Below are 24,321 nucleotides of genomic sequence, written 5' to 3' on the forward strand. Positions count from 1 at the left end.
TGAGGAAAATGAAAAAACCGACAATGTTTATTCTGCTTTTGCTCATTACCGTCTTTTTGACGGCCTGCGGATATCCGCAAAGTGAGAGAGCGGAGAACCAGATTCCTTATGAGAATCAATTGATTACCGTACAAAATGCAGTAAATCAATACAGAGGTGCATCAGGCGGCTTGTTGCCGATCAAAACCCGGGACATGGAAGTGGACCAATATATCAAGTACCCGATCGATTTTTCGAAAATCGTACCGGATTATACAGCAGAGGTCCCGACTAACGCATTTGAAACGGGCGGCATTTTTCAATATGTCCTGATGGATGTAGAAGAGAACCCAACCGTAAAACTTGTGGACTTGCAGGCGGCAGAAGCAATCAGATCCGTGAATGTGCGGAAAAGTGCAAACGGCGGAAAAGCGCCGATTTCTGAAATCCTTGCAGACAATGTATATAAGTTCAATCACGATGCGATGGGGTTCTCGGAAGAACCGACAGTAGTCAGCCCATACAGTGGCCGTAATTTGCCGATGGTCATTACAGGCAGTGGAGATGTCTATATTGATTACTCGATGGATCTCTATTCAGCTCTTCAGGAATATGAAGGAGAGCTGGAAGCCGGTCAAGACATTCGCTTTATTCTGTACGAAGACCATGCAGTGGTGCCTGCTTATTCACTTCCCTACACTATAAATGAAGACAACGAACCGGTATTCTTAACCGAGTAAAAAACATTGATATGACGCGTTTTTAATAGAAATGACCCCTTTTTAGAAAATTTTGTTAGTATTTGGGGGTTTTATTGAAAAAGCAAGCTGTTTGTTGTTGCTATGCGATTTTCGATGTGATACTCTTTTTACAGGATTGATGGTTGCATCCCCTTTGAGAGGAGGTGAATAGCATGAACAAAACAGAATTAGTGAACTCTGTTGCTGAAGCAGCTGAACTTTCTCGTAAAGACGCTGCCAAAGCAGTTGACGCTGCATTTGAGACGATTCAAGACGCTCTTACTAAGGGTGAAAAAGTACAGTTGATCGGATTCGGTAACTTTGAAGTACGCGAACGCGCGGCCCGCAAAGGACGTAACCCACAAACTGGTGCTGAAATTGAGATCGCTGCAAGCAAAGTTCCTGCATTTAAGCCAGGTAAAGCGCTTAAAGACGCAGTGAAGTAAGCTTTAGCCTCTGTACATAGGATGACTTTTGCGAGACACAATCTTGCAAAAGTCATTCTTTTTTTGAGTCAACAATTTTGCGAAACACCTGTGCGTATGCTACGATTCATGTGAGAAAAGCGGAAGGAGCCGTTAAGACCCGACAGGCATAAGGCAGACCGGCAGAGTGGCGTTTTTTGCCGCACAGCTGGGCTGACTTATGACCCCGAGGGTCTGGCTCCTGACGCTAGACAGTGAGAAAAGCGGAGGCGATCGAGCAAAACCCGACGGGCATAAGACGGGCCGCCGAAGTGGCGCACTTTGCCACACAGGCGGAACGGCTTATGACCCGAGGGGCAGGCCGCCGGAGCTAGACAATGAGAAAAGCGGAGGCGGCTAAGGAAGGTAACCTAAAACCGCGGCTTCCTGCCGCAACGGTTACCTGACCCACATCCTGTGGGCCGCCGAAGCTGTACAATGAGAAATATGCACATACAAGTGGAGATCGCTGACATACAAAGAAAATCCACCGGTTAGCCATCCTGCTGCCAAAAAAATAACCGATTCGTCTTCAACAGGAGGAAACAGAATGATAGATGTGAAAGCACAAACAGTAGACCTAGATAAAATTGAAAAAGCTGTCTCGATGATTTTGGAAGCAGTTGGGGAAGACGTAAGCCGAGAAGGATTACAGGATACGCCTAAAAGGGTAGCTAAGATGTACGCCGAAGTATTTTCTGGATTAAAAGAAGATCCAAGAGAATATTTTAAAACAGTTTTTCATGAAGGCCACGAAGAACTCGTGCTCGTTAAAGATATTCCTTTCTACTCGATGTGCGAACATCATCTTGTTCCGTTTTTCGGAAAGGCACATATCGCCTATATTCCTCGCGACGGAATCGTGACAGGATTAAGCAAACTGGCTCGTGCTGTGGAGACGGTCGCTAAACGCCCGCAGCTGCAGGAGCGCATTACTTCGACGATTGCAGACTCTCTGATGGAAACCTTAAACCCGCATGGCGTATACGTCATGATTGAAGCAGAACATATGTGCATGACTATGAGAGGCATTAAGAAGCCGGGATCCAAGACGGTAACCGCTGTTGCACGCGGCATTTTAGAAACGGACGACATAAAGCGTTCAGAAGTAATCACATACATTAATATGAATTAAATTGGAAAAGCAGGTGCAGACATGGCTCAAACGGAATACATTGTAATTCGCGCCCAAGAAGATGGCGTGAACGTAATCGGACTGACACGCGGTAATGACACAAAATTTCACCATACTGAAAAATTGGATAAAGGCGAAGTGATGATTGCTCAATTTACGGAGCATACTTCAGCTATGAAAATCCGCGGCAAAGCGGAAATTCATTCTGCCCATGGTATCGTTGAAAGTGACGCTAAAAAATAAACGATATTGGATGAAGGCAAGGCTTTGCCTGTGATATACTATTGTAGTATGGCTAAATCATGAATGGAGCAAGCAGTATGAATGGACACCAAATACAATCGAAAATTATTTCCATGGGGATTGAAGTCTTGGACGCTGTGCGCCAGCGGACACTCGATCAATATACAGAAGGTCCATCGGTAAAAGAATCGCGTTTGTTTTTTTTGCTACTGCCTTTTTTTGACGGGAAAGAGTGGTCGCCTGAAATTGAAGCCTCAGCAAAGACAGTTTCCATCGTTTATGCCGCTTTGCATGCCCATGATCAAGTAAGGGAAGATGCTCCAATTATCAAAGAGCAGCAGCTAACGGTGTTGGCTGGAGATTTATACAGCGGCATTTATTACCAGATGCTGGTCAATACGAAAAATATTGCGATGGTCCAGCGATTGGCTTCAGCTATCATCCAAGTGAGCGAAAAGAAAACATCCTTTTTTGAAGGAGTTGTTCGTCCGCTGGAGGAAGTGGAAGATGCCATCAGCATTATTGAAACAGAACTTTTAATGTCATTTTATCGATTTTATGGTTTTACCGAATACGAAACGCTTGCTAAGCAAGCAATGCTTTATATCCGCTACGCTGATGAATTGCAGCGGCTGCAGTCTAAAAACTATTCGCATGCATTGCGCGAATTGAATACCAGTTTTGTTGACGAAATCTATACAGAGCATTGGCTGCTGGAAAAACTGGACAGTCTCCATGGGAAAATTTTGACGTCCATTGCTGACTGTTCGTTGGATTATGAACTGGAAAAATATTTGCTCCATCAAATAACCCCGCACCAGCATAGAGCTGAGCAGCTGACCCGAGAAGGATGACTGATATGCCTAAAACGAAAGAACAAAGAGTCCACGAAGTATTTGAAAAAATATCCGAGAACTATGACCAAATGAATTCGGTCATCAGCTTTCAACAACACAACAAATGGCGTGAAGATACCATGTACAAAATGCAGGTTCCTAAAGGTGCCGCTGCCATTGACGTATGTTGCGGAACGGCTGATTGGACTATTGCACTTGGTAAAGCAGTCGGTGAAACAGGACAAGTGGTAGGGCTGGATTTCAGCCAGAATATGCTGAATGTCGGACATGAGAAGACCAAGGATATGCCTCAGATCAAGTTGATCCAAGGAAATGCGATGTCTTTGCCATATCCTGATAATTCATTTGATTTTGCGACAATCGGCTTTGGTTTGCGGAATGTTCCGGATTACCGACAAGTCCTTTCCGAAATGCACCGTGTGCTGAAACCGGGTGGGATGATTGCATGCCTAGAAACATCGCAACCGCAAAACATCGTGTTCAAACCGTTTTTCAGAATTTATTTCCGGTTCATCATGCCGGTTTTCGGTAAGCTTTTTGCTAAAAGTTACAAAGAGTATTCATGGTTGCAGGAATCGGCAAAAACATTCCCAGGCATGAAACAATTGGCGAAGTTGTTTACAGAAGTCGGGTTTGAAAAAGTGAAATACAAGCCTTACACCGGAGGCGCCGCAGCCCTCCACCTAGGTATAAAAAAGTAAATTAGCGGGAGAAGGATTTTAGTGGAAAAGATGAAGTTGAAATTGCTCTATTCCGACCTTGGACCGGAACTGGAAATGATCGAAAAGGAATTGGAACAGGCAGTGGATTCCGAGTCTCTCCTATTAAATGATGCATCTCTTCATTTATTGCAGGCCGGAGGGAAAAGAATCCGACCTGTTTTTGTTTTGCTTGCAGGAAAATTTGGCGATTACAATATAGACGTCATGAAACGCGTAGCTGTGCCGCTCGAGCTGATTCACATGGCTTCTTTGGTCCATGATGACGTTATAGACGAATCGGAGATCCGAAGAGGGCGCCCGACCGTCAAGGCACAGTGGAACAACAGTGTTGCGATGTATACAGGTGATTTCATACTGGCACGTGCATTGGAACGAATTACGGAAATTGAATCGCCTCGCATCCATGAAATTCTTTCTAAAACGCTCATTGAAGTTTGCCGGGGTGAGATTATTCAGATCAAGGATAAGTACAAGCTTGATCAAAACTTGCGGGATTATTTTCGGCGTATCAAACGGAAGACGGCCCTACTCATTTCATCAAGCTGTGAATTAGGGGCATTGGTGTCAGGTACGGATGAAAAGACCGCAGCGCATTTGCGCCGCTTTGGTTACTTTATTGGCATGTCGTTCCAGATTATCGATGATATCCTTGATTTCACTTCAACGGATGAAGAGTTGGGGAAACCGGCTGGCAGTGACTTTATACAAGGCAATATCACCTTGCCGATTTTATGCGCACGAAAAGATACGGAAATCTATGCCATGCTGAAAGCTAACCTCAATAAGGAGCTCAGCAATGAAGATCGGCTGATGATTGTCGATACGATTCGCAGCAGCTCTGCCATTGAAGAAGCGAAGGCCATGAGTGACCGTTATTTGGAGAAAGCCTTGCGGGAACTTTCCTTTTTGCCTAAAGGGAAAGCGGTGAAGACCATGCGCAAAATCGCGTATTTCATCGGCAAGCGCAATTTTTAAGTTGCTGGTTGACAAATGAGCCGACAATGATAGTATTTTTTAAGGTGGGCAAAAAGCCCGAGCTTTTAATAGAGGAGTGTTTACATTGGAAAAAACATTTTTAATGGTTAAACCGGATGGCGTTCAACGCAACGTAATCGGAGAAATCGTCGCACGTTTCGAGAAAAAAGGATATCATTTGGCTGGTGCTAAATTGATGCAGATCCCTACTGAATTGGCTGAAGAGCATTACGGCGAACACAAAGAACGTCCATTCTTCGGAGAATTGGTTGAATTCATCACTTCAGGTCCTGTATTCGCAATGGTTTGGGAAGGCGAAAACGTGATTTTGACTGCACGTCAGATGATGGGCGCTACAAACCCTAAAGATGCGGCTCCAGGAACAATCCGCGGAGACTTCGCAGTCACTGTCGGCAAAAACATGATTCACGGTTCAGATTCTGCTGAAAGCGCAGAACGTGAAATCGGCTTGTTCTTCAAAGAAGAAGAATTGGTTTCATACGAAAAAACAATCAACAGCTGGGTTAACTAATCCAACCTGTTAAAAGCAGCCTAGCTGCTTTTTTTTATTTGATGATAGAGCCGTCCTGGTTTGGGGTTGGCTCTATTTTTTTAATTGGTTGAAATGAACAATTCATGAAGGTAAAAATTCTCAATTGATTGAAGTTTCACTTTATCTGAATTTCATATAGAATTGAAGAAATGCCTTATGGTATAGTGATACATAAATACTTTAGCACGTTGAAGGGAGAAAGCGTAAATGCGTTATTTAACAGCAGGAGAATCACACGGTCCGCAATTGACTGCCATCATAGAGGGGTTGCCGGCGCAATTGCCTTTGACGGCGGAGATGGTCAATAAAGAATTGAAAAGACGCCAAGGCGGACATGGCCGCGGAAGACGGATGCAGATCGAGAAGGATACGGTGGAGATCGTTTCCGGCGTTCGACACGGCAAGACATTGGGCTCTCCTGTCGCTTTAGTCGTCAAAAATGACGATTGGAAACATTGGACTTCCATCATGGGGATTGAACCAATTGAAGATACAGAAGAAGTAAAGCGCCAAATCACGCGCCCACGTCCCGGCCACGCTGATTTAAACGGTGGTATGAAGTATGGCCATCGGGATCTCCGGAACGTCCTGGAGCGGTCGTCAGCGCGCGAAACGACTGTCCGTGTGGCAGTTGGTGCAGTAGCGAAGCAATTGCTTGCTGAACTGGGCATTAAAATCGTCTCGCACGTAACAGAAATTGGCGGAATCAAAGTGAATCCGGAAAGCTATCTTGGAAAGTCTGCAGATGAAATCCGTGACATCGTTGAAAATGATGCGGTGTATTGTGCGGATCCTTCCGTTACAAAACAGATGACGGATTTGATTGACCAAACCAAAAAGAATGGCGATTCCATCGGCGGGACAGTAGAAGTGATTGTAGAAGGCATGCCGGCCGGAATCGGCAGCTATGTGCATTACGACCGCAAGCTGGATGCGAAGCTGGCCGCGGCCATCATGAGCATCAATGCTTTTAAAGGGGTGGAATTCGGCTTAGGCTTTGAAATGGCCAGAAAACCCGGCAGCGAAGTGCATGACGAAATCCTGTGGGATGAAGAAAATGGCTATACGCGTAAAACCAATAACTTGGGTGGATTCGAAGGCGGTATGACGACCGGGATGCCGATTATCGTCAGAGGCGTCATGAAACCGATCCCGACTTTATACAAACCATTGAATAGTGTCGATATCGAAACAAAAGAACCGTTCCAGGCAAGCATTGAACGCTCGGACAGCTGTGCCGTTCCGGCAGCTTCCATCGTTGCTGAACACGTTGTAGCGTGGGAAGTGGCGAACGCTTTACTGGATCAATTTGATGCAGACCAAATGCCGCGCCTGATCGATAACTTGAAAAATTACATGAATTACACGAAGGAGTTTTAAGCATGAAGCAATTGCGGGTCGAAGCTGACCATCCTTATACAGTCCATATCGGAGCAGGAGCATTCGGGTTGTTTGCCGATGAATACCGCTCTTTGCTGGATGCAGCAGACCGCATTGTGGTCATAGCGGATGAACAGGTGGCGGAACTGCATTTGCAGTATCTATTGGATTTTTTGGAAGAGTGGGATGTCCGTGTGTTGACGGTGCCGTCCGGTGAAGCCGCAAAATCCGTCGAAACCTTCATGGCTTGCCATAGTTTCCTCTTATCCGAAAATTGTTCGAGAAATTCATTGCTCTTGGCATTTGGAGGAGGCGCAACAGGCGACGTGGCCGGGTTTGTCGCTTCGACGTTCATGCGGGGTATTCCATTCATCCAACTCCCCACCACCATTTTGGCCCATGACAGTGCGGTAGGCGGAAAAACAGCCATCAACCATGAACTCGGCAAAAACATGATCGGGACGTTCTACCAGCCGAAAGCTGTTTTATACGACAGCAAGCTGCTCGAAACCTTGCCTCCCGGTGAAGTGCGGTCCGGCATGGCTGAAGTGATCAAACATGCTTTTATTTCCAATGCCACATGGTTGGAGGAGCTTTTGGCTATCCGTGACTTCAAAGATATGGCTCAGGAAGAATTGAACCAACACCTGGAAAAAGGCATTGCTGTGAAAGCGGCTATTGTCGAAGAAGATGAATTTGAAGGCGGCGTCCGGAAATACCTCAACTTCGGCCATACGCTGGCACATGCTCTAGAAGGCCATTTGGGTTATGGCAATATCACCCACGGAGAAGCTGTGGTTCTTGGCATGTCCTATGCCTTGTTATTGTCCGAGCACGAAAAATTGGATGACTACATCCGATGGGCACATGAAAACGGCTATCCGCTTCACATAGTAAAGGACATCCGATTTGATGCGTTATTGCCTTACATGAAAAAAGACAAAAAGTCTTCACAGGGAATATTGAATTTTGTTCTCCTCAAACAGACGGGAATGCCGTTTGTGGAAAAAGTGGAGGAGCAGTGGGCAAGATCCGCCTATGAAGAATTAATCCTACAGATAGAAGAGGTGATTTGATGATACGTGGAGTAAGAGGAGCAATCACAGTTTCGGCAGACCAGCCGGAGGAAGTTCTGCAAGAAACCAGACGCCTGGTGCTGGAAATGGCGCGGGAAAACAAAATCGAACCTGACCACGTTGCTTCTGTGATCATTTCGACTACGACAGATATTTCATCTGCTTTTCCTGCTAAAGCTGTACGCACCATTGATGAGTGGAATTTTGTGCCGGTCATGTGCACACATGAAATGGATGTTCCAGGCAGCATGCCTTTATGCATCCGAGTCATGATGCATGTCAATACAGAGTTAAGCCAAAAGGAAATCCATCATGTTTATTTAAATGAAGCAACAAAATTGCGTCCGGATTTGACGGCTAAAAGCCAGGTGAGTTCCACGTGACAACACATATTTTGATCATCGGCCTGGGCTTGATTGGCGGATCGTTGGCTAAAGCACTGCAGCGCAACAGCGATGTCCATGTGGCAGGATACGATGCCGACGCTTTAACGGCTAGAAAAGCTTTTAAAATGGGCATTATACATAGTTCTCCGCCATCTCTTGAACAGGCTGCTTCTGAAGCGGACGTTATTGTTTTTGCTACGCCGGTCGGTGCCACAATCAAGTTGATGGAACAAAGCAAATACTGGGATTTGAAAAAAGACGTTATTTTGACAGATACTGGCAGCACGAAAATCCAAATCATGGAATCAGCTAAAAATCTGGATCATGTCTTTATTGGCGGCCATCCAATGGCGGGTTCGCATAAAAGCGGTGTAGAATCAGCCAAGGATGTCTTATTTGAAAATGCCTTCTACATCCTGACGCCCGGGGATAAAGCTGATGGCAAGAGCCTCCAGCTATTGAAAGGCCTATTGGTTGCCACAAAAGCAAAAATCGAAGTGCTGTCAGCAGAAGAACACGACCACATGACAGCCATTGTCAGCCACTTCCCCCATTTGATTGCTGCTTCTTTAGTGCATCAATTGGATCAAGAGGAGAAATTTCCTTTTGCACGGCAATTGGCTGCCGGTGGGTTCCGTGATACAACACGGATTGCTTCATCGAACCCGGAAATGTGGCGCGATATCACCACACAAAACAACACCATGATCGTCCAGCAATTGAACAATTGGATGGAACAGATGGATCAACTAAAGGATATGCTCGTGAAAAACGATCCTGAACCGATTCAACAATTCTTTTCGCATGCCAAAACGGTTCGTGATGAATTGCCGATAGCGGGGCATGGTGCCATGTTTTCTGTATTTGATTTGTATATTGATATCCCCGATGTTCCGGGAAGCATTTCAGAATTGACGGGTTACCTGGCTGAAGAACAGATCAGCATCGTCAATCTGCGGATTTTGGAAACACGCGAAGACGTATTCGGTATTCTCGTCATCAGTTTCCAGACAGCGGAAGACCGTGCCCGTGCACAAAAATGCATTTCGGCACGGACAGTTTACGATTCGTATATTTCCTGAAAGGACGGATACGCCCATGGCATTATCGTTAGCATATAAAAAACCTTCCCTGACAGGCAGCATTCAAGTGCCCGGGGACAAATCCATCTCCCACCGCGCCATCATGTTCGGTTCTATGGCTTCGGGTACCACCACAGTGAAAGGCTTCCTGATGGGAGATGATTGTTTAAGCACCATATCCTGCTTTCAAAAGCTGGGAGTGAAAATTGACATTTCGGATGAAGTCGTGACAATCCAGAGTGAAGGAGAAGATTCGTGGAAAGAGCCTTCTGAAGTGCTGGATACCGGGAACTCTGGAACTACGACGCGCTTGATGCTTGGACTGTTGGCTGGAACTTCATTTCATTCTGTGCTCGCCGGTGATGAGTCGATCGCCAAACGCCCGATGAAACGCATTATTAATCCACTGCGTGAAATGGGTGCAGACATTCGCGGTCGTATGGATGGCCAGTATACGCCTCTAGCGGTACAAGGAACGGCTCTTAAAGCGATTGACTACACGTTGCCAGTTGCCAGTGCGCAAGTGAAATCCGCTATCTTGCTGGCTGCATTGAAGGCAGAAGGAAAAACGGTCATTCACGAGCCGATCGCTTCACGTGATCACACTGAAATTATGCTGGAACATTTCGGAGCGACGATTACACGTGAAAACCAGCTGATCAAGTTGGAGGGCGGCCAAAAGTTGACGGCTGCCCATGTTCAAGTGCCTGGCGACATTTCGTCCGCTGCGTTCATGATCGGGGCTGCCTTGGTTACAGAAAACAGCAAAGTGACGTTGAAGAATGTCGGAATCAATCCGACACGCACCGGCATTCTGGATGTAATCGAAAAAATGGGCGCCTCTTTCGAGCTGGTGGAAAACGATACGGAGGGAGAACGTTCTGCGGACGTAACCGTCTATTCCAGCAAGTTAAAAGGTACAGAAATCGGTGGAGAGCTGATTCCTCGATTGATTGACGAGATTCCGTTGATTGCTCTGATTGCGACGCAGGCAGAAGGAACGACGGTCATTAAAGATGCAGAAGAACTCCGGGTTAAAGAAACCGACCGCATCGCTGCAGTCGTCAAGGAATTGTCAAAAATGGGAGCGGATATCGAAGCGACAGAAGATGGCATGATCATTCAAGGGCCGACTGCTCTAACTGGAGCAGAAATGACTTCCTACGGAGACCACCGCCTTGGCATGATGGCTGCAATCGGTGCTTTGGCTGCATCTGGAGAAGTCGTAATCGATGATCCGGAATGCATATCGATTTCTTACCCTAATTTCTTTGAACATTTGAATTTACTGACAAAATGACTCTCCTGTTGGAGAGTTTTTTTATTATGATAAAGCAGGTATTTCGTGTAGGATGAGAGTAAGAACGTGAAGGAAAAGGTGATAGGATGTCTAATATTGAAGAGATACAGAATGCCGTTAAGCAAGGAGATCCCAATCTCCTGAACACATTGCTGGATAAATATTTGCTGCAGGGAGATCCAGATGAGCAATATGGTTTGTCGGAATGGCTGGCAGAAATCGGTTTTGTGGAAGAAGCGATCAAAGTGTTGGAACATCTGCAGTACATTTTCCCGGAAGAAGCCCAGCTCATCATTGATCGTGCGAACCTTTTGATCGACGCTGACCGTGAAGACGATGCGTTGAATGCATTGATGGAAGTGCCGAAAGACGACGAGCTTTATGCTCAGGCGCTGGTGACACTGGCGGATTTGTTCCAGTTGCAGGGCTTGCTGGAAGCCGCTGAAAACCGTTTAAACGAAGCGATAGAGCTTATGCCGGACGAACCGCTCCTGCAACAGGCGAAAGCCGAGTTGCTGCTGGATTCGGGGCGATACCTGGAATCGGCAAAAATCTATCAGGAATTGGAAGGGCGCAATATTGAGATTGAAGGCGTCAACTTTTCCGAAAGGCTTGCTGAAGTATACAGTGCAGGAGCTGCTTATGAAGAAGCTTTGCCTCATTATGAAAAAGCCTTGGAAGACCAAACAACTCCGGATGTCCTGTTCGGGGCAGCATTTGCTGCCTTCCAGACACGCCAGTATGAAATGGCTGTCCGGCGTTTGGATGAATTGATCGATATCGATCCGGATTATTTTTCCGCTTACTTGCTGAAGGCGCAAAGCCTGAATATGTCAGAAGACTATGATGCTGCATACAAAGCAATAATTGAAGGCATAAGCCGTGATGAATTCGATAAGGAACTATACTTGTTCGCCGGCAAACTGGCGATGAAACTCGGCAAACCCGAAGAAGGAGTCAACCATCTGCGCCAGGCAATCGCATTGGATCCCGAATACATGGAAGCCATCTACACCTTGGTGTCTTACTTCCATGGCGAAGAGATGGATGAAGATGTTCTGGAACTTGCAGAAATGGTGATTGAAAGCGGCGATGACTGGGCTGGTCTTTACCCGATGATCGCGGAAGCTTACGAGCGCTCTGAAAATTACAAGCAGGCGACAGTTTATTACGAGAAAGCTTACCCGTCATTTAAAGACGATGCGGCTTTCCTTAAAAACTACGCTTTATTTCTCATAGAAGAAGGAAAAAGAGGGGCGGCCCTCGAAATGATTAAAGAGCTGCAGGCCCTGGAACCGGAAAATCCGGAATGGTTCGACTGGCAGCAATCGTTTGAATGAAAGGAGGAAATTTCATGACCGCTTCAGTATCGATAGGGGAAAAAAAGCAATTCGTCCGTTGGTTTCTGCAATCGTACAAAATGAAAAGACGCGAGTGCATTTGGATTCTGAATTATATGTTGAGCAACGAAGAACTGCTTGAAAAAACCCATTTTGTTGAAGAAGCGCATTATTGTCCACGTGCAATGGTCATGTCCTCAACAGAATCAAAAGAAATCCCGTTCCGCTTCTACAAAGGGAACCTAATGACAGCAGATGCAGAAAAATCGTTCCACGATCTGCGTCTGAATCCAGATGATGATTTATACGTTCAGTTGAATTTCCCGAACATTCCTCCACCGTCCTTGTATTTATCGGTTTTGGAAGAAAATCCGTATATCCCTAAAAATGTCTCCGTCAGTGAGCAGGACCAATTAATCGCTGAAAAGATTCTGGAAGAGAGTATGCAGATTTTCCAGGAGGAAACGATTCATAAGCAAATTGATGAAGCACTGGATGCCAACGACCGCGAAAAGTTCTTTGAACTATCGGCTATGCTCCAGGCATTTAAAACCTTAAAAAAAGACGGAGTGTGAAATAGCTTTATGCATTTTTTCGGAAAAGAGATCGATCAATATTTGAACCAGCAGGATTATGTCGATACGGCTGTAATTCCGCTTCTTCCGTTGGACATGAGTGCTGCCGGAATGAAGTCGAGTGCCGGTGCTTCTGAATACCTGCAATCTTTGACTGCTTTATTGGAGAAACAATTCAAAGGGCGGATACTTTTGCTTCCGCCTATTTCTTATGCCAAAATAGCAAATCGCCAGCGGATAGCAGAAGAATTGACGGAAGAATTAAAGCAGACAAAGTTCAAACATGTGTTTTATTTGACCACTGATGCCGAATGGCGGACCATCGACAGTTTAAAGAATGTATTATGGCTGCCGGCGATTCCAATCGAAGATATGGACCAATCTTTTAAGAAATCCGTAATGGAAGACCAGTTGAGACAAGTATTGCCGCTATTTATGAAAGAATGGTCACATCATTCATGAAATGTTCACAATCTGCAGGAATAGGCTCTTTGCGATATTGACCTAAAGATTTGATTGATATATTATTAGGTTGTCCTAGTAATTATATTTGAATGAGTATGTCCATTGGACTGACCTTGAATGTTAGAGGGGGGAAAAGGATGAGTAACAATCGTGTATCACGACGTCAATTTTTAGGCTACACATTAACTGGTGTAGGTGGCTTTATGGCAGCAGGAATGTTGATGCCAATGGTTCGTTTTGCGGTAGACCCGATACTTCAGCAACATGAAGGCGGAGATTTCGTTTTAACTGATCAAGCTGTAGCTGATATTACGGAAGAGCCAGTACGTGTCGACTTTGCATTTGAACAAGTTGATGCATGGTATACATCTGAAGTAACGAATTCAGCTTGGGTGTATAAAGAAGGCGATAAGTTAATCGCGCTTTCACCTGTCTGCAAACATTTAGGTTGTACAGTGAACTGGGCGGGCGACACAGAAAACCCGACACAATTCTTCTGTCCATGCCACGCAGGCCGTTATGAGAAAAACGGACAGAACATCGCAGGAACACCGCCGCTTGGGCCACTGGATGAGTACGAAGTACGAGACCAGGATGGCTTTGTTGCAATCGGTGCAGTAAGAGACAACACATTAGTTTAATAGTTAGGGGGTACGACACCAGTGCTAAACAAGTTATATGATTGGGTTGATGAGCGATTAGACATTACGCCTATCTGGCGTGATATTGCTGACCATGAAGTACCTGAGCACGTAAACCCCGCACACCACTTCTCAGCATTTGTTTATTGTTTTGGGGGACTTACATTTTTCATTACAGTGATTCAGATCTTATCCGGTATGTTCTTAACGATGTATTATGTACCAGATATTGAAAATGCTTGGCAGTCGGTTTATTATCTTCAAAACGAAGTTGCTTTTGGAGAAATTGTGCGTGGTATGCACCACTGGGGAGCTTCACTTGTAGTTGTTATGATCTTCCTTCATACACTGCGGGTATTCTTTACAGGTTCTTATAAGAAACCTCGTGAATTGAACTGGGTCGTAGGGGTTATGCTATTCGGCGTTATCCTTGGATTGAGTTTCACAGGTTACTTGCTTCCATGGGATATGAAAGCTCTATTTGCAACAAAAGTTGGGATTGAAATTGCAGCATCTGTACCGGTTATCGGTGAATCAATCAAGATTCTATTGGCTGGGGATTCAACAATCCTTGGTGCACAGACTTTGACACGATTCTTCGCTATCCACGTCTTCTTCTTGCCTGCGGCTTTGCTTGGGTTGCTAGCTGCTCACTTTATCATGATCAGAAGACAGGGTATTTCAGGACCGCTATAATTTAGTCTGCAACAAGGATTTATTAAGGAGGGAACACTTATGCATCGCGGAAAAGGGATGAAATTTGTAGGGGATTCGCGTGTTCCGAGTATGGAATTCCGTAAGCCGAATGTTCCTAAAGATTACTCCGAATACCCTGGTAAAACAGAAGCTTTCTGGCCGAACTTCCTTTTGAAAGAATGGATGATCGGTGCAGTCTTCTTGATCGGTTATCTGCTTTTGACCGTCGCACATCCGTCGCCTCTTGAAGGCCAGGCAGATCCGACTGATACAGCTTATATTCCTTTGCCAGACTGGTATTTCTTGTTCTTATATCAATTACTGAAATACGAATTCGCTTCCGGCCCATACAACGTGGTTGGTGCCATCATCGTTCCAGGACTTGCTTTTGGAGCTTTGGCATTAGCACCATTCTTGGATCGCGGACCGGAAAGACGTCCTTCGAAACGTCCTTTGCCAACTGGCTTCATGCTTCTTGCCGTAGCTTCTATCATCTTCCTTACTTGGGAGTCGGTAGCAAACCACGACTGGGAAGCTGCAGCAGCGCAAGGTGAAATTACGGAGGAAGTAGAAATTGATACAGCGGACCCGGGATATGAAATTTATTCTGGAGCTGCATGTATCAGTTGCCATGGCGACAATTTAGAAGGCGCAGTCGGACCGACACTTATCGGAACTGGCTTGTCTCCTGAAGAAATCGCTGACATTGCTGTCAACGGTATTGAAAAAGACGGGGCTCAAGTAATGCCTCCTTCATGGGACGGAACAGATGAAGATCTGCAAGTCCTATCGGAATTCATTTCAGGCCTTGAAGCTGAATAATAAAAATAAAAAAAGAGCCGGGAAACCGGCTCTTTTTTTCTACCTTGAAAGGAAGAAAAACGATGCTTTCCTTCGCGATTAAGATTTCCACGTGGCTGATGTACCGACCTTTTCTAATTCTTCTGTTCCTCATCAATTTGGGCGGTACGATATATGGATACATATGGTACGGTTGGCAATTGAAGATTACAGAGCCGATCTTTTTGATTTTCGTTCCAGACAGTCCGACAGCCAGTCTCTTTTTTACGATTGTGTTGGGACTCTGGATTATTGGAAAACGGAGCCGTTTGTTTGAGGCTTTGGCTTTTGTGACCTTAATTAAATATGGTCTGTGGGCAGTCGTCATGAACTTGCTGACGCTGTGGGAAACAGGGTCCATCGGTTGGATGGGCTGGATGCTTATCGCATCCCATTTTGCAATGGCGCTTCAGGCAGTGCTGTATATTGAGCATTTCCGCTTTGGCTGGCTGGCAGTGGCCTTGACCGCCGTTTGGACTTTGCATAACGACGTCATCGATTATGTCTTTGGACAGATGCCGATCTACAGCACTTTAAGTGAATACAGCAGCCAAATCGGCTACTTTACTTTCTGGTTATCGATTGCTTGTGTCAGTTTTGCCTTATATGTTGCTCATCTGAATCGATCTCAATCCATATCAGTTGACCAATATTGACTAACACAAGTAAAATAAAGGTATCAAGCAGAAAGAAAGAGGTGCGATTTACACATGGGTATGAGCTATATCTTCTATTTTATCCTTTTGCTGATCATTCCAATTTGGGCACAATTTAAATTAAAAAGAACGTATGGAAAATATTCGAAAGTCCGGTCGACATCCGGCCATACAGGTGCACAGGTAGCACGTACCATCCTCGATGCCAATGGACTCCAGAACATCAAAGTCGTTGAAAGCCGTGGGATGTTGAGTGACCATTACAATCCATTAACGAAAACAGTGGCACTCAGCAGCCACAACTACCATGAAGCTTCTGTTGCGGGAACCGCAGTAGCAGCTCACGAAGTGGGACATGCGATTCAAGATGCTGAGGACTATTCCTTCTTGCGCCTTCGCCATCGCATGGTGCCGATCGTTAATATTTCATCGAATATGTCTTGGGTTTTCATCATGATCGGTTTCTTCTCGGCTTGGAGTGGTGCATTATTGATCGGAATCATCCTGCTTGCTGCTAGTGTGGTATTCCAATTGGTGACATTACCGGTCGAGTTTAATGCCTCTAGCCGGGCAATGGACCAATTGCTGTCGAATAACATTATCCGAAACGAAGAGGAACGCCATGCAAAAAAAGTATTGAGCGCAGCCGCGATGACCTATGTTGCAGCTACTGCAGTGGCAGTTCTTGAATTGGCTCGATTGATTTTGATCTATACAAGCATGAATCGTTCGTAAAAAAAACGGCCCTGTAAAAGGGCCGTTCAGCTTGTAGACAAAAGAATATTTATGTCGTTCAAAGGGTGAATATGCAATTTATTGTCTTTCTATTGGATCCTGCACTCCAGGCGGACGCTTTCCTGCGGGCTTGCGCCGAACTAACTCGGACTGACGCCCGAGTGGATTTCGGCACTTCGCTATCCCGCTGGAAGCGAGTCAGGCTGTGCCTGACTCGTTTGCGACGAAGCTAGCGAAGCGATGCAGGAGCATATCTTTGCCCTTCGCCGCCTTGCGCTACGGATCTTTGTATGAAGGAGTTACCAAGTTTATTGGGACGATGGTTTCCGGATCCTGACTAGCAGGCCATTTCCTTTGGTTGAAGCTACACGCCCCCGATCGGGCCGGCCACGGAGACTCCTGTGGGAGCAGCGCAGCGATGAAAGCTGAAGCCCCCGCAGGAACGCAGTGACGAGGAGACTGAAGCTGAGCCCACGGAACGCGAAGTGGCCGGACCGGTTGGGGTATGCACTGCTATTCATTTTGGAAAGACTTTGTCTATAGTCTAAACGGCCCTGTAAAAGGGCCGTTTTTTCTATGCTTTTTAACCGATCGGCTGTTTTTCCTCATCAAGCGTAAACCCTTCGCCCATGACATCATGGACTTCCATTAAGGAAACAAAGGCGTGGGGGTCGACGGAGTTGATGATGTTCTTTAAACGGACAATTTCATTTCTCGCGACGACGCAATACAATACTTCACGTTCTTCTTTTGTGAAATGGCCATAGCCACGTAGGATGGTAATTCCGCGGTCCATCTCAACAGCAATGCGGCTGGCGATTTCTTCCTGAGAATTTGAAATGATCAAGGCGCCTCTGCCGGCGTATGCACCTTCCTGCACGAAATCAATGACACGTGCCCCGACAAAAACTGCGACCAGTGTATACATCATAGAGCGATGATCCAGGAACGTCAGCCAGGAAAGCATAATGACGCAGGCATCGAACAGGAACATCGTTTTCCCCATGCTCCAGCCGATGTATTTCTGCGCCAAACGCGCCAAAATGTCGACGCCTCCAGTAGTGCCGCCAAAACGGAAAATGATCCCGAGACCGACTCCGACGAAGACCCCAGCGAACAAAGCCGCAAGGAATAAATCATTCTGCAAGTTGATCTGGATTTCGTAGATCAGAAAAATCTTCAGAAACACCGAAACAGCTACTGTGCCGATAATCGTGTAAAGAAAAACTTTTCTTCCGAGAAGCTTCCAGCCAATAAAAAACAAAGGAATGTTCAATAGCAAGTTCATCAATGCCGGGTCCCAATGGAAAATAAAGTACAAAATCAATGTAATACCGGCAAATCCGCCCTCGCCCAATTCATTTTGAATATTGAAGTGGACAAATCCGAAACTGTAGATGGCAGCTCCGAGCAGGATGAAAAAGATATTTTTCATTTTCAATTCTTTCAATTTACTCAAACCCCTTTCGTGAATATCAACTTCTGTATTATCGTTTAATTAATGTATTTTGACAACATCATCAGTTTTCTTTACGATTGACTGAGGAGTGTGATGATATGAGCGGAGATAAAACGATGAAACAGCTTCAGCTGGACGTGGACCAATACATAGGACAGTACAAAGAAGGCTATTTTCAGCCGATGGAAATGATGGCTCGCATGACCGAAGAACTGGGCGAACTGTCCAGAGAAGTGATGCACCAATACGGTCCGAAGAAAAAGAAAAGCTCGGAAGCTGAAAACAGTATTGAGGAAGAGATGGGAGATGTCCTGTTCGTCTTAATTTGTATGGCGAATTCAATGGATATCGATTTGGCGCATGCTCATGACCGGGTGATGGAGAAGTTTGCGAGCAGAGACAAAGACCGCTGGACAAGAAAGGATGGAGACAAATGACGATTCGCGTGTCAATTGCAGGAGCAAGAGGGAAAATGGGCAAAGAGGCTGTACATACAGTCATGAACAATCCGGATATGGAATTGGTTTCTGTTCTGGATTACAAAGAAGTTGGGAATACATTGGCAGATACGAACTTGTTTCCTTCTTCCTATACCGCACCGGTCTTTACAGATTTGCAGGAACTGCACTCGAAAACCAAACCGGATGTATTGGTTGACTTAACGACGCCTGAATTTGTTTACGAGCATACGAAACAGGCTTTGGAATTGAAAATCCGTCCGGTGGTCGGTACAACCGGTTTTTCAGATGAACAGCTTGAAGAGTTGACTACACTTTCAAAAGAATCGAAAATTGGCTGCATCATTGCACCGAACTTTGCAGTAGGAGCAGTTCTTATGATGAAGTTCGCTGAACAGGCGGCCAAATATTTGCCCGATATCGAAATCATCGAAATGCATCATGACCAAAAATTGGATGCCCCTTCCGGAACCGCAATGAAGACGGCCCATTTGATTTCACAAGAACGCCCAATCCATGAACAGGGGCATGCCCGTGAAAAAGAAACGCTTCCAGGGGCACGCGGAGCCAATTACGACGGCATGCGCATCCACAGTGTGCGTTTGCCGGGTCTTGTTGCGCATCAGCAGGTGCTGCTTGGAGGAGACGGCCAATTATTGACGCTTCGCCACGACTCGTTTAACCGCGGCTCATTTATGTCAGGCGTGGTTTTGTCCATCAACACTGTTATGGAAAAAGAAGAGTTGATCTATGGTTTGGAACACATAATCGTTTAAAGGGGAAGATGATATGAAAATTGCCTTGATTGCCCATGATCGAAAGAAAGACGATCTAATCCAATTTGTTACAGCATATCAGCCGATATTGGCTAAGCACACGCTTTATGCGACTGGGACGACCGGCCAACGGGTCATTGATGGAACAGGATTGCCAGTCATCCGTTTTCAATCCGGCCCCCTTGGCGGCGACCAGCAGATTGGTGCCATGATAGCCAAAAATGAGATGGATATGGTCATTTTCTTCCGGGATCCATTGACTGCACAGCCTCATGAACCTGATGTAACAGCATTGATTCGCCTGTGTGATGTCTACGGAATCCCATTAGCCACCAATATGGGAACCGCTGAAGTGCTTTTGAAAGGGTTGCAGGAAGGCTTTATTGACTGGCGGCTGCTCGGAGAAAGAAGAGGATAGGAGAGAACATTGTGCGAAAAATGAAAATTGGCATCACCTGCTATCCAACGGTTGGAGGATCAGGTGTAATTGCCACGGAATTAGGGAAAATGCTGGCAGAAAAAGGGCACGAGGTGCATTTTATCACGTCCAGTACGCCTTTTCGCTTGAATAAAACATATGCAAATATCTACAGCCACCAAGTGGAAGTCAATACGTATTCCGTTTTCCAGTACGCACCTTATGACATTGCGTTGGCGACGAAAATCGCGGAAGTCATCAAAAATGAAAAACTGGATCTGATGCATGTGCATTATGCAATTCCACATGCCGTCTGTGCCATTCTTGGGCGGGACATGGCAGGCTCCAACATCGGCATTGTGACGACTCTGCACGGTACGGACATTACAGTATTGGGGTCAGATTCTTCTTTGAAAGAAGCGATTCGCTACGGCATCGAGAAGTCCGATATCGTCACAGCCGTTTCAGATTCGTTAAGAGATCAGACTTACGATCTTATTAACCCGGATAAAAAGATAGAAACAGTCTATAATTTTGTTGATGAAAGGGAGTATTTCCCGCAGGACTCTAAAGAACTGAAAGCTGAATTAGGAATAGAACCCGATCAGAAAGTGATGATCCATGTTTCGAATTTCCGGAACGTCAAGCGTGTCCAGGATGTTGTAGAGACATTTTCACAGGCACGTCAACAACTGGATTGTAAATTATTGCTGGTCGGGGATGGACCTGAAATGGGACGGATCATTCAGCAAGTGCAGGATCTTGGATTGGAAGATGACGTGTTGTTCCTTGGAAAACGGGACAGCCTGGCAGAATTCTATAATATCAGTGACATCAAAATTCTTCTTTCTGAAAAAGAAGCGTTCGGCTTAGTGTTGCTGGAGGCGATGGCATGCGGGGTGCCGGTGATCGGCTCCAATATCGGAGGAATGCCCGAAATTATCGAACCGGGCGTGAATGGCTACCTGGTCGAATTGGGTGACACAAAACAGGCCGCTGAATACGCAATCGAAATGATGAGCGATGAGAAGAAGCTGGAGGAATTGCGGCAAGGTGCTTTGAAAACAGTGGCTGAACGTTTCCATTCCTCTAAAATCCTGAAACATTATGAAGGCTTGTATGAACGCTTGCTGGCAAAGGATGACACACAATGAAGACGGCCATCAAAGTGATCGGCATCTTGCAGAAAGCAGGTTTCGAAGCTTACATGGTCGGTGGAGCAGTGCGCGATTTTCTGCTCGGCCAGGCGCCTCACGATATCGATGTGGCTTCTTCCGCATCACCGCAGCAAGTGAAAACCCTGTTCAAGCGAACGGTCGATACGGGAATTGAGCATGGCACTGTGTTGGTGCTGATTGACGGTGAAGGCATAGAAGTGACGACATTTCGGACGGAAGGCAGTTATTCCGATAACCGCCGGCCTGATTCGGTGGAGTTTGTCCAATCGTTAGAAGAGGATTTAAAGCGCCGCGATTTCACCATCAATGCGATGGCGATGACGGAAACCTTGAAAATCATCGATCCGTTTGGCGGGACAGAAGATCTCCGAAAGCATATTATTCGTGCGGTGGGAGAACCAGATCAGCGCTTTCAAGAAGACGCACTGCGCATGCTGCGAGCGGTGCGTTTTTCGGGGCAGCTGGATTTTTCAATCGAGCAACACACACTTGAGTCAATCCGCCGCCATGCGTCGTTGATCCAATCCATCGCGGTCGAACGTTTAAAGTCGGAAATCGATAAGATATTCGCCAATCCTCGTACGGCCCGCAGCATGGAGTATCTGGGGAAAACGGATTTAACGGCTTTTCTTCCCGCCGGCAAGCTTTTCGAAATGGATTGGAGCCGTTACGAATCCAGCGGCAAAGCGGTATTTGGCTGGTTTTATTTATTGCATAAAAACAATCGGCCATTTTCAGAAATAAAGGATTACCGTTTTTCAAATGAAGACAAGCGGCTCATAGAGAAAAGCCTGGAGTTGGCCAAGCTGGAATTTTGGGATCAATGGACGTTCTACTATTATGCCGTTGACCAATTGGAGATGGCAGCTAAAGCAAGCGGGAAATTGCTTGACCCGGCAGCCGCCAAAGCCGAATTGCCCATTCAATCAAAATCCGATCTCGCAGCAAGCGGACGGGAGTTTATGGAATGGAGCGGAGAGCGTTCCGGCCCATGGCTGAAAGTGTGGATAGAAAAGTTGGAAAAACTGATTGTCTATGGTGAATTGAAGAATGACAAAGAACTCATAAAGGACTGGTTTGTGAATGAATATCACCGTCACGCATAAGTTAGCGAAGCGATTAATCGAATCGAACGGTGAAGCCGTGTCGGGCCAACAATTGGCAGAAGAATTCGGAATTTCCCGGACAGCAATCTGGAAGCACATCAAGGAGCTTGAAGAAAAAGGCTATGCCATTGAGTCAGTCAAGAAAAAAGGCTACCGCATCGTTTCCATTCCGGATACATTAGAGCCCTTGGCCATTCAAACAGGATTGAAGACGAAACACATCGGACAGAACATCGAATATGTGGAAAGCTGCTCTTCGACTCAAATCATCGCCCATAAACTCGCACAGGAAGGGGCGCCAGGCGGCACTGTCGTGCTGACAGAGACGCAGACAGCCGGACGTGGGAGAATGGCCCGGAAATGGGATTCAGCGGCAGGAAAAGGCGTCTGGATGAGCGTTATCCTCCGGCCGGATGTCGTGCCGCAAAAAGCGCCTCAGTTTACGCTGGTCACTGCTGTCGCAGTGGTAAGAGCGATTGAAGAAGTCACCAAATTGCAGCCGAAAATCAAATGGCCGAATGACATTCTCCTGAACGGCAAAAAGTGTACGGGCATATTGACAGAGCTGCAGTCAGATGCAGATGGCATTCAGGCATTGATCATCGGCATCGGCTTGAACATCAATCAAGAGAAAACGGATTTCGATCCGGAAATCCAAGCTATTGCGACTTCTCTGAAGATGGAGAGCGGGGACACGGTAAGCCGCCAAAAACTGGTCCAGTCCCTGCTGAATTACTTGGAAATTTATACACAGATGTACATTGAAGAAGGCTTCGGCCTGCTTAAAGTCATGTGGGAAAGCTACTCGACGACCATCGGACACCCGATCCGGGCGCGTATGACGAACCAGACACTTGAAGGCATCGCTGAAGGCATCACCGAAGACGGAGTTCTGCAATTGCGGACAGCGGACGGCAAACTCCACGGCATCTATTCAGCTGATATCGAAATGACCAACTAGAGGGTGCAGGATTCATTCCTAGCATATTGCCTCCAACTTGCATAACCCTTAAGCATGGAATATGTTTTTTTCTGAATTTCTGGTATAGTGTTTTTAACGGGCAGTATCGCTTGCGAACTGCACCGAACAACCGCAACACACCCAAAAATTCATAGTAATCTAGTTCTGCCTTGATCACTTATACGACAGGGACGGAGGAAACCAAACGTACATTTACTGTCCTTCTGTCTTTTTTTCGGCGGAAGGGCTTTTTATATGGTTTTCTTCCCGAGAGGAGAGAAAAAATTGTTGATTTTACAGACGGTGGACGAACTTAAAAAATGGATTCGGGAAACCAAAAAAGCAGGCGAGACCATTGGTTTAGTGCCGACGATGGGTTTTTTGCATGAAGGGCATTTATCTTTAGTGGAAAAGGCCAAATCAGAAAACGACAGGGTGGTCATGAGCATTTTCGTCAACCCTGCGCAATTTGGGCCGAATGAAGATTTCGACCGCTACCCGAGAGACCTGGATCGCGACCGGCAGCTGGCTGAAGGAGCAGGGACGGATGCAATTTTTGTACCGGGTGTAGAAGAGATGTATCCACGGGAAAGCCAAATCAAAATTACAGCCGGTGCACAGGCGGATGTCCTGTGCGGCGCTAAAAGACCCGGACATTTTGATGGCGTACTGAAAGTAGTCACCAAGCTGTTTCATTTAACTGAGGCGGATATGGCGTATTTCGGCCAAAAAGATGCCCAGCAGTTGGCGATCATCGAGTCGTTGGTTGCAGATTTCAATTTTCCGATGGCGATCCGCCGTGGGGAGACTGTCCGCGAAGAAGATGGATTGGCAAAAAGCTCACGCAATGTTTATTTGAGTGCTGCTGAACGCGATGAAGCGCCTCATTTGAAAAAAGCATTAGAGATGGGCAAGACCCTATTTTTGCAGGGGCAGGATCCGATTGCGCCAATGACTGGCTATCTCACCGAAAACACGTCCGGAAAAATCGATTACATTGAATTGCTCGATTATCCGACTTTGACCGCGGATATTCAAAACGATGCTATATTGGCTTTGGCTGTGCAATTCGAAAAAGCACGATTAATCGATAATATCATTTTTAACCCAAAGGAGAATTGACTC

General features: G+C 46.1%; 29 protein-coding genes. 28 read left to right on the plus strand and 1 reads right to left on the minus strand.

The genetic code is table 11. The annotated features are described in order from the left end of the window. The first annotated feature begins 8 nt into the window (after positions 1-8). The 21 genes from IRE19_RS04820 (at position 9) to IRE19_RS04920 (ending at position 16,840) form a co-directional block, all read left to right on the plus strand. Entirely contained in the window at positions 9-719 is a 711-nt protein-coding gene (locus tag IRE19_RS04820) for a YphF family lipoprotein (protein WP_203339487.1), read from the plus strand. 173 nt (positions 720-892) lie between these two features. Continuing rightward, entirely contained in the window at positions 893-1,165 is a 273-nt protein-coding gene (locus IRE19_RS04825; RefSeq protein WP_006829858.1) for an HU family DNA-binding protein, read from the plus strand. Between the two features lie 568 nt (positions 1,166-1,733). Next, entirely contained in the window at positions 1,734-2,318 is a 585-nt protein-coding gene (folE, locus tag IRE19_RS04830) for a GTP cyclohydrolase I FolE (protein WP_191714232.1), read from the plus strand. A gap of 21 nt (positions 2,319-2,339) precedes the next feature. Further along, positions 2,340-2,561: a trp RNA-binding attenuation protein MtrB gene (gene mtrB, locus IRE19_RS04835; protein ID WP_142826459.1), complete on the plus strand. Its 222-nt coding sequence runs from the start codon at positions 2,340-2,342 to the stop codon at positions 2,559-2,561. A gap of 77 nt (positions 2,562-2,638) precedes the next feature. After that, positions 2,639-3,415: a heptaprenyl diphosphate synthase component 1 gene (locus IRE19_RS04840; protein ID WP_203339488.1), complete on the plus strand. Its 777-nt coding sequence runs from the start codon at positions 2,639-2,641 to the stop codon at positions 3,413-3,415. A gap of 5 nt (positions 3,416-3,420) precedes the next feature. After that, a complete protein-coding gene (locus IRE19_RS04845) occupies positions 3,421-4,119 on the plus strand; it encodes a demethylmenaquinone methyltransferase (protein WP_191714234.1) in 699 nt (232 codons plus the stop codon). 21 nt (positions 4,120-4,140) lie between these two features. After that, on the plus strand, positions 4,141-5,115 hold the full coding sequence (hepT, locus tag IRE19_RS04850) for a heptaprenyl diphosphate synthase component II (RefSeq protein WP_191714235.1): 975 nt from the start codon (positions 4,141-4,143) through the stop codon (positions 5,113-5,115). An 85-nt stretch (positions 5,116-5,200) separates the two neighbouring features. Further along, entirely contained in the window at positions 5,201-5,647 is a 447-nt protein-coding gene (gene ndk, locus IRE19_RS04855) for a nucleoside-diphosphate kinase (RefSeq protein WP_191714236.1), read from the plus strand. A gap of 228 nt (positions 5,648-5,875) precedes the next feature. Continuing rightward, positions 5,876-7,048 carry a chorismate synthase gene (gene aroC / locus IRE19_RS04860; RefSeq protein WP_191714237.1) on the plus strand — a complete coding sequence of 391 codons (1,173 nt, stop codon included), beginning with the start codon at positions 5,876-5,878 and terminating at the stop codon, positions 7,046-7,048. Between the two features lie 2 nt (positions 7,049-7,050). Then, complete coding sequence (aroB, locus tag IRE19_RS04865; RefSeq protein ID WP_203339489.1) at positions 7,051-8,124, plus strand: 3-dehydroquinate synthase; 1,074 nt, start codon at positions 7,051-7,053, stop codon at positions 8,122-8,124. Further along, on the plus strand, positions 8,124-8,507 hold the full coding sequence (gene aroH / locus IRE19_RS04870; RefSeq protein ID WP_203339490.1) for a chorismate mutase: 384 nt from the start codon (positions 8,124-8,126) through the stop codon (positions 8,505-8,507). Before aroB ends, aroH begins: the two co-directional genes overlap by 1 nt. Continuing rightward, positions 8,504-9,592: a prephenate dehydrogenase gene (locus IRE19_RS04875; RefSeq protein ID WP_203339491.1), complete on the plus strand. Its 1,089-nt coding sequence runs from the start codon at positions 8,504-8,506 to the stop codon at positions 9,590-9,592. The genes aroH and IRE19_RS04875 overlap by 4 nt, the downstream gene beginning before the upstream one ends. A 16-nt stretch (positions 9,593-9,608) precedes the next feature. Continuing rightward, positions 9,609-10,892 (plus strand): 3-phosphoshikimate 1-carboxyvinyltransferase, encoded by a 1,284-nt coding sequence (gene aroA / locus IRE19_RS04880; RefSeq protein ID WP_203339492.1) that lies wholly within the window; start codon positions 9,609-9,611, stop codon positions 10,890-10,892. A gap of 86 nt (positions 10,893-10,978) precedes the next feature. Next, positions 10,979-12,232: a tetratricopeptide repeat protein gene (locus tag IRE19_RS04885; protein WP_203339493.1), complete on the plus strand. Its 1,254-nt coding sequence runs from the start codon at positions 10,979-10,981 to the stop codon at positions 12,230-12,232. 14 nt (positions 12,233-12,246) lie between these two features. Continuing rightward, positions 12,247-12,807: a ReoY family proteolytic degradation factor gene (locus IRE19_RS04890; protein WP_191714243.1), complete on the plus strand. Its 561-nt coding sequence runs from the start codon at positions 12,247-12,249 to the stop codon at positions 12,805-12,807. A gap of 9 nt (positions 12,808-12,816) precedes the next feature. Beyond that, complete coding sequence (locus IRE19_RS04895; RefSeq protein WP_191714244.1) at positions 12,817-13,269, plus strand: YpiF family protein; 453 nt, start codon at positions 12,817-12,819, stop codon at positions 13,267-13,269. Positions 13,270-13,409: 140 nt separating this feature from the next. Beyond that, positions 13,410-13,913 carry a QcrA and Rieske domain-containing protein gene (locus IRE19_RS04900; protein WP_191714245.1) on the plus strand — a complete coding sequence of 168 codons (504 nt, stop codon included), beginning with the start codon at positions 13,410-13,412 and terminating at the stop codon, positions 13,911-13,913. Positions 13,914-13,934: 21 nt separating this feature from the next. Further along, positions 13,935-14,609 (plus strand): menaquinol-cytochrome c reductase cytochrome b subunit, encoded by a 675-nt coding sequence (gene qcrB / locus IRE19_RS04905; protein WP_191714246.1) that lies wholly within the window; start codon positions 13,935-13,937, stop codon positions 14,607-14,609. 39 nt (positions 14,610-14,648) lie between these two features. Then, a complete protein-coding gene (locus IRE19_RS04910) occupies positions 14,649-15,431 on the plus strand; it encodes a menaquinol-cytochrome c reductase cytochrome b/c subunit (protein ID WP_191714247.1) in 783 nt (260 codons plus the stop codon). Positions 15,432-15,493: 62 nt separating this feature from the next. Further along, entirely contained in the window at positions 15,494-16,105 is a 612-nt protein-coding gene (gene lhaT, locus IRE19_RS04915; protein ID WP_203339494.1) for a lipoprotein heptaprenylglyceryl N-acetyltransferase LhaT, read from the plus strand. A 54-nt stretch (positions 16,106-16,159) separates the two neighbouring features. Then, positions 16,160-16,840, plus strand: a complete 681-nt coding sequence (locus IRE19_RS04920) for a zinc metallopeptidase (RefSeq protein ID WP_203339495.1) — start codon at positions 16,160-16,162, stop codon at positions 16,838-16,840. A 583-nt stretch (positions 16,841-17,423) separates the two neighbouring features. Here IRE19_RS04920 and IRE19_RS04925 read toward each other — a convergent pair. Then, a complete protein-coding gene (locus tag IRE19_RS04925; protein ID WP_191714509.1) occupies positions 17,424-18,275 on the minus strand; it encodes a YitT family protein in 852 nt (283 codons plus the stop codon). Between the two features lie 122 nt (positions 18,276-18,397). Here IRE19_RS04925 and IRE19_RS04930 point away from each other — a divergent pair, with 122 nt between their 5' ends. The 7 genes from IRE19_RS04930 (at position 18,398) to panC (ending at position 24,318) form a co-directional block, all read left to right on the plus strand. Continuing rightward, entirely contained in the window at positions 18,398-18,736 is a 339-nt protein-coding gene (locus IRE19_RS04930) for a nucleotide pyrophosphohydrolase (RefSeq protein ID WP_203339496.1), read from the plus strand. Beyond that, positions 18,733-19,533, plus strand: coding sequence for a 4-hydroxy-tetrahydrodipicolinate reductase (gene dapB / locus IRE19_RS04935; protein WP_191714251.1), 801 nt, complete (start codon positions 18,733-18,735; stop codon positions 19,531-19,533). The genes IRE19_RS04930 and dapB overlap by 4 nt, the downstream gene beginning before the upstream one ends. 13 nt (positions 19,534-19,546) lie before the next feature. Continuing rightward, positions 19,547-19,951 carry a methylglyoxal synthase gene (mgsA, locus tag IRE19_RS04940; RefSeq protein ID WP_191714252.1) on the plus strand — a complete coding sequence of 135 codons (405 nt, stop codon included), beginning with the start codon at positions 19,547-19,549 and terminating at the stop codon, positions 19,949-19,951. An 11-nt stretch (positions 19,952-19,962) separates the two neighbouring features. Further along, positions 19,963-21,105: an N-acetyl-alpha-D-glucosaminyl L-malate synthase BshA gene (bshA, locus tag IRE19_RS04945; RefSeq protein ID WP_203339497.1), complete on the plus strand. Its 1,143-nt coding sequence runs from the start codon at positions 19,963-19,965 to the stop codon at positions 21,103-21,105. Next, positions 21,102-22,235 (plus strand): CCA tRNA nucleotidyltransferase, encoded by a 1,134-nt coding sequence (locus tag IRE19_RS04950; protein ID WP_203339498.1) that lies wholly within the window; start codon positions 21,102-21,104, stop codon positions 22,233-22,235. The genes bshA and IRE19_RS04950 overlap by 4 nt, the downstream gene beginning before the upstream one ends. Further along, positions 22,213-23,196, plus strand: coding sequence for a biotin--[acetyl-CoA-carboxylase] ligase (locus IRE19_RS04955; RefSeq protein ID WP_203339499.1), 984 nt, complete (start codon positions 22,213-22,215; stop codon positions 23,194-23,196). Before IRE19_RS04950 ends, IRE19_RS04955 begins: the two co-directional genes overlap by 23 nt. Positions 23,197-23,481: 285 nt before the next feature. Then, complete coding sequence (gene panC, locus IRE19_RS04960) at positions 23,482-24,318, plus strand: pantoate--beta-alanine ligase (protein ID WP_203339500.1); 837 nt, start codon at positions 23,482-23,484, stop codon at positions 24,316-24,318. Positions 24,319-24,321 lie beyond the last annotated feature (3 nt).

It is taken from the genome of Planococcus beijingensis, assembly GCF_016820615.1.
GTDB lineage: Bacteria > Bacillota > Bacilli > Bacillales_A > Planococcaceae > Planococcus > Planococcus notacanthi.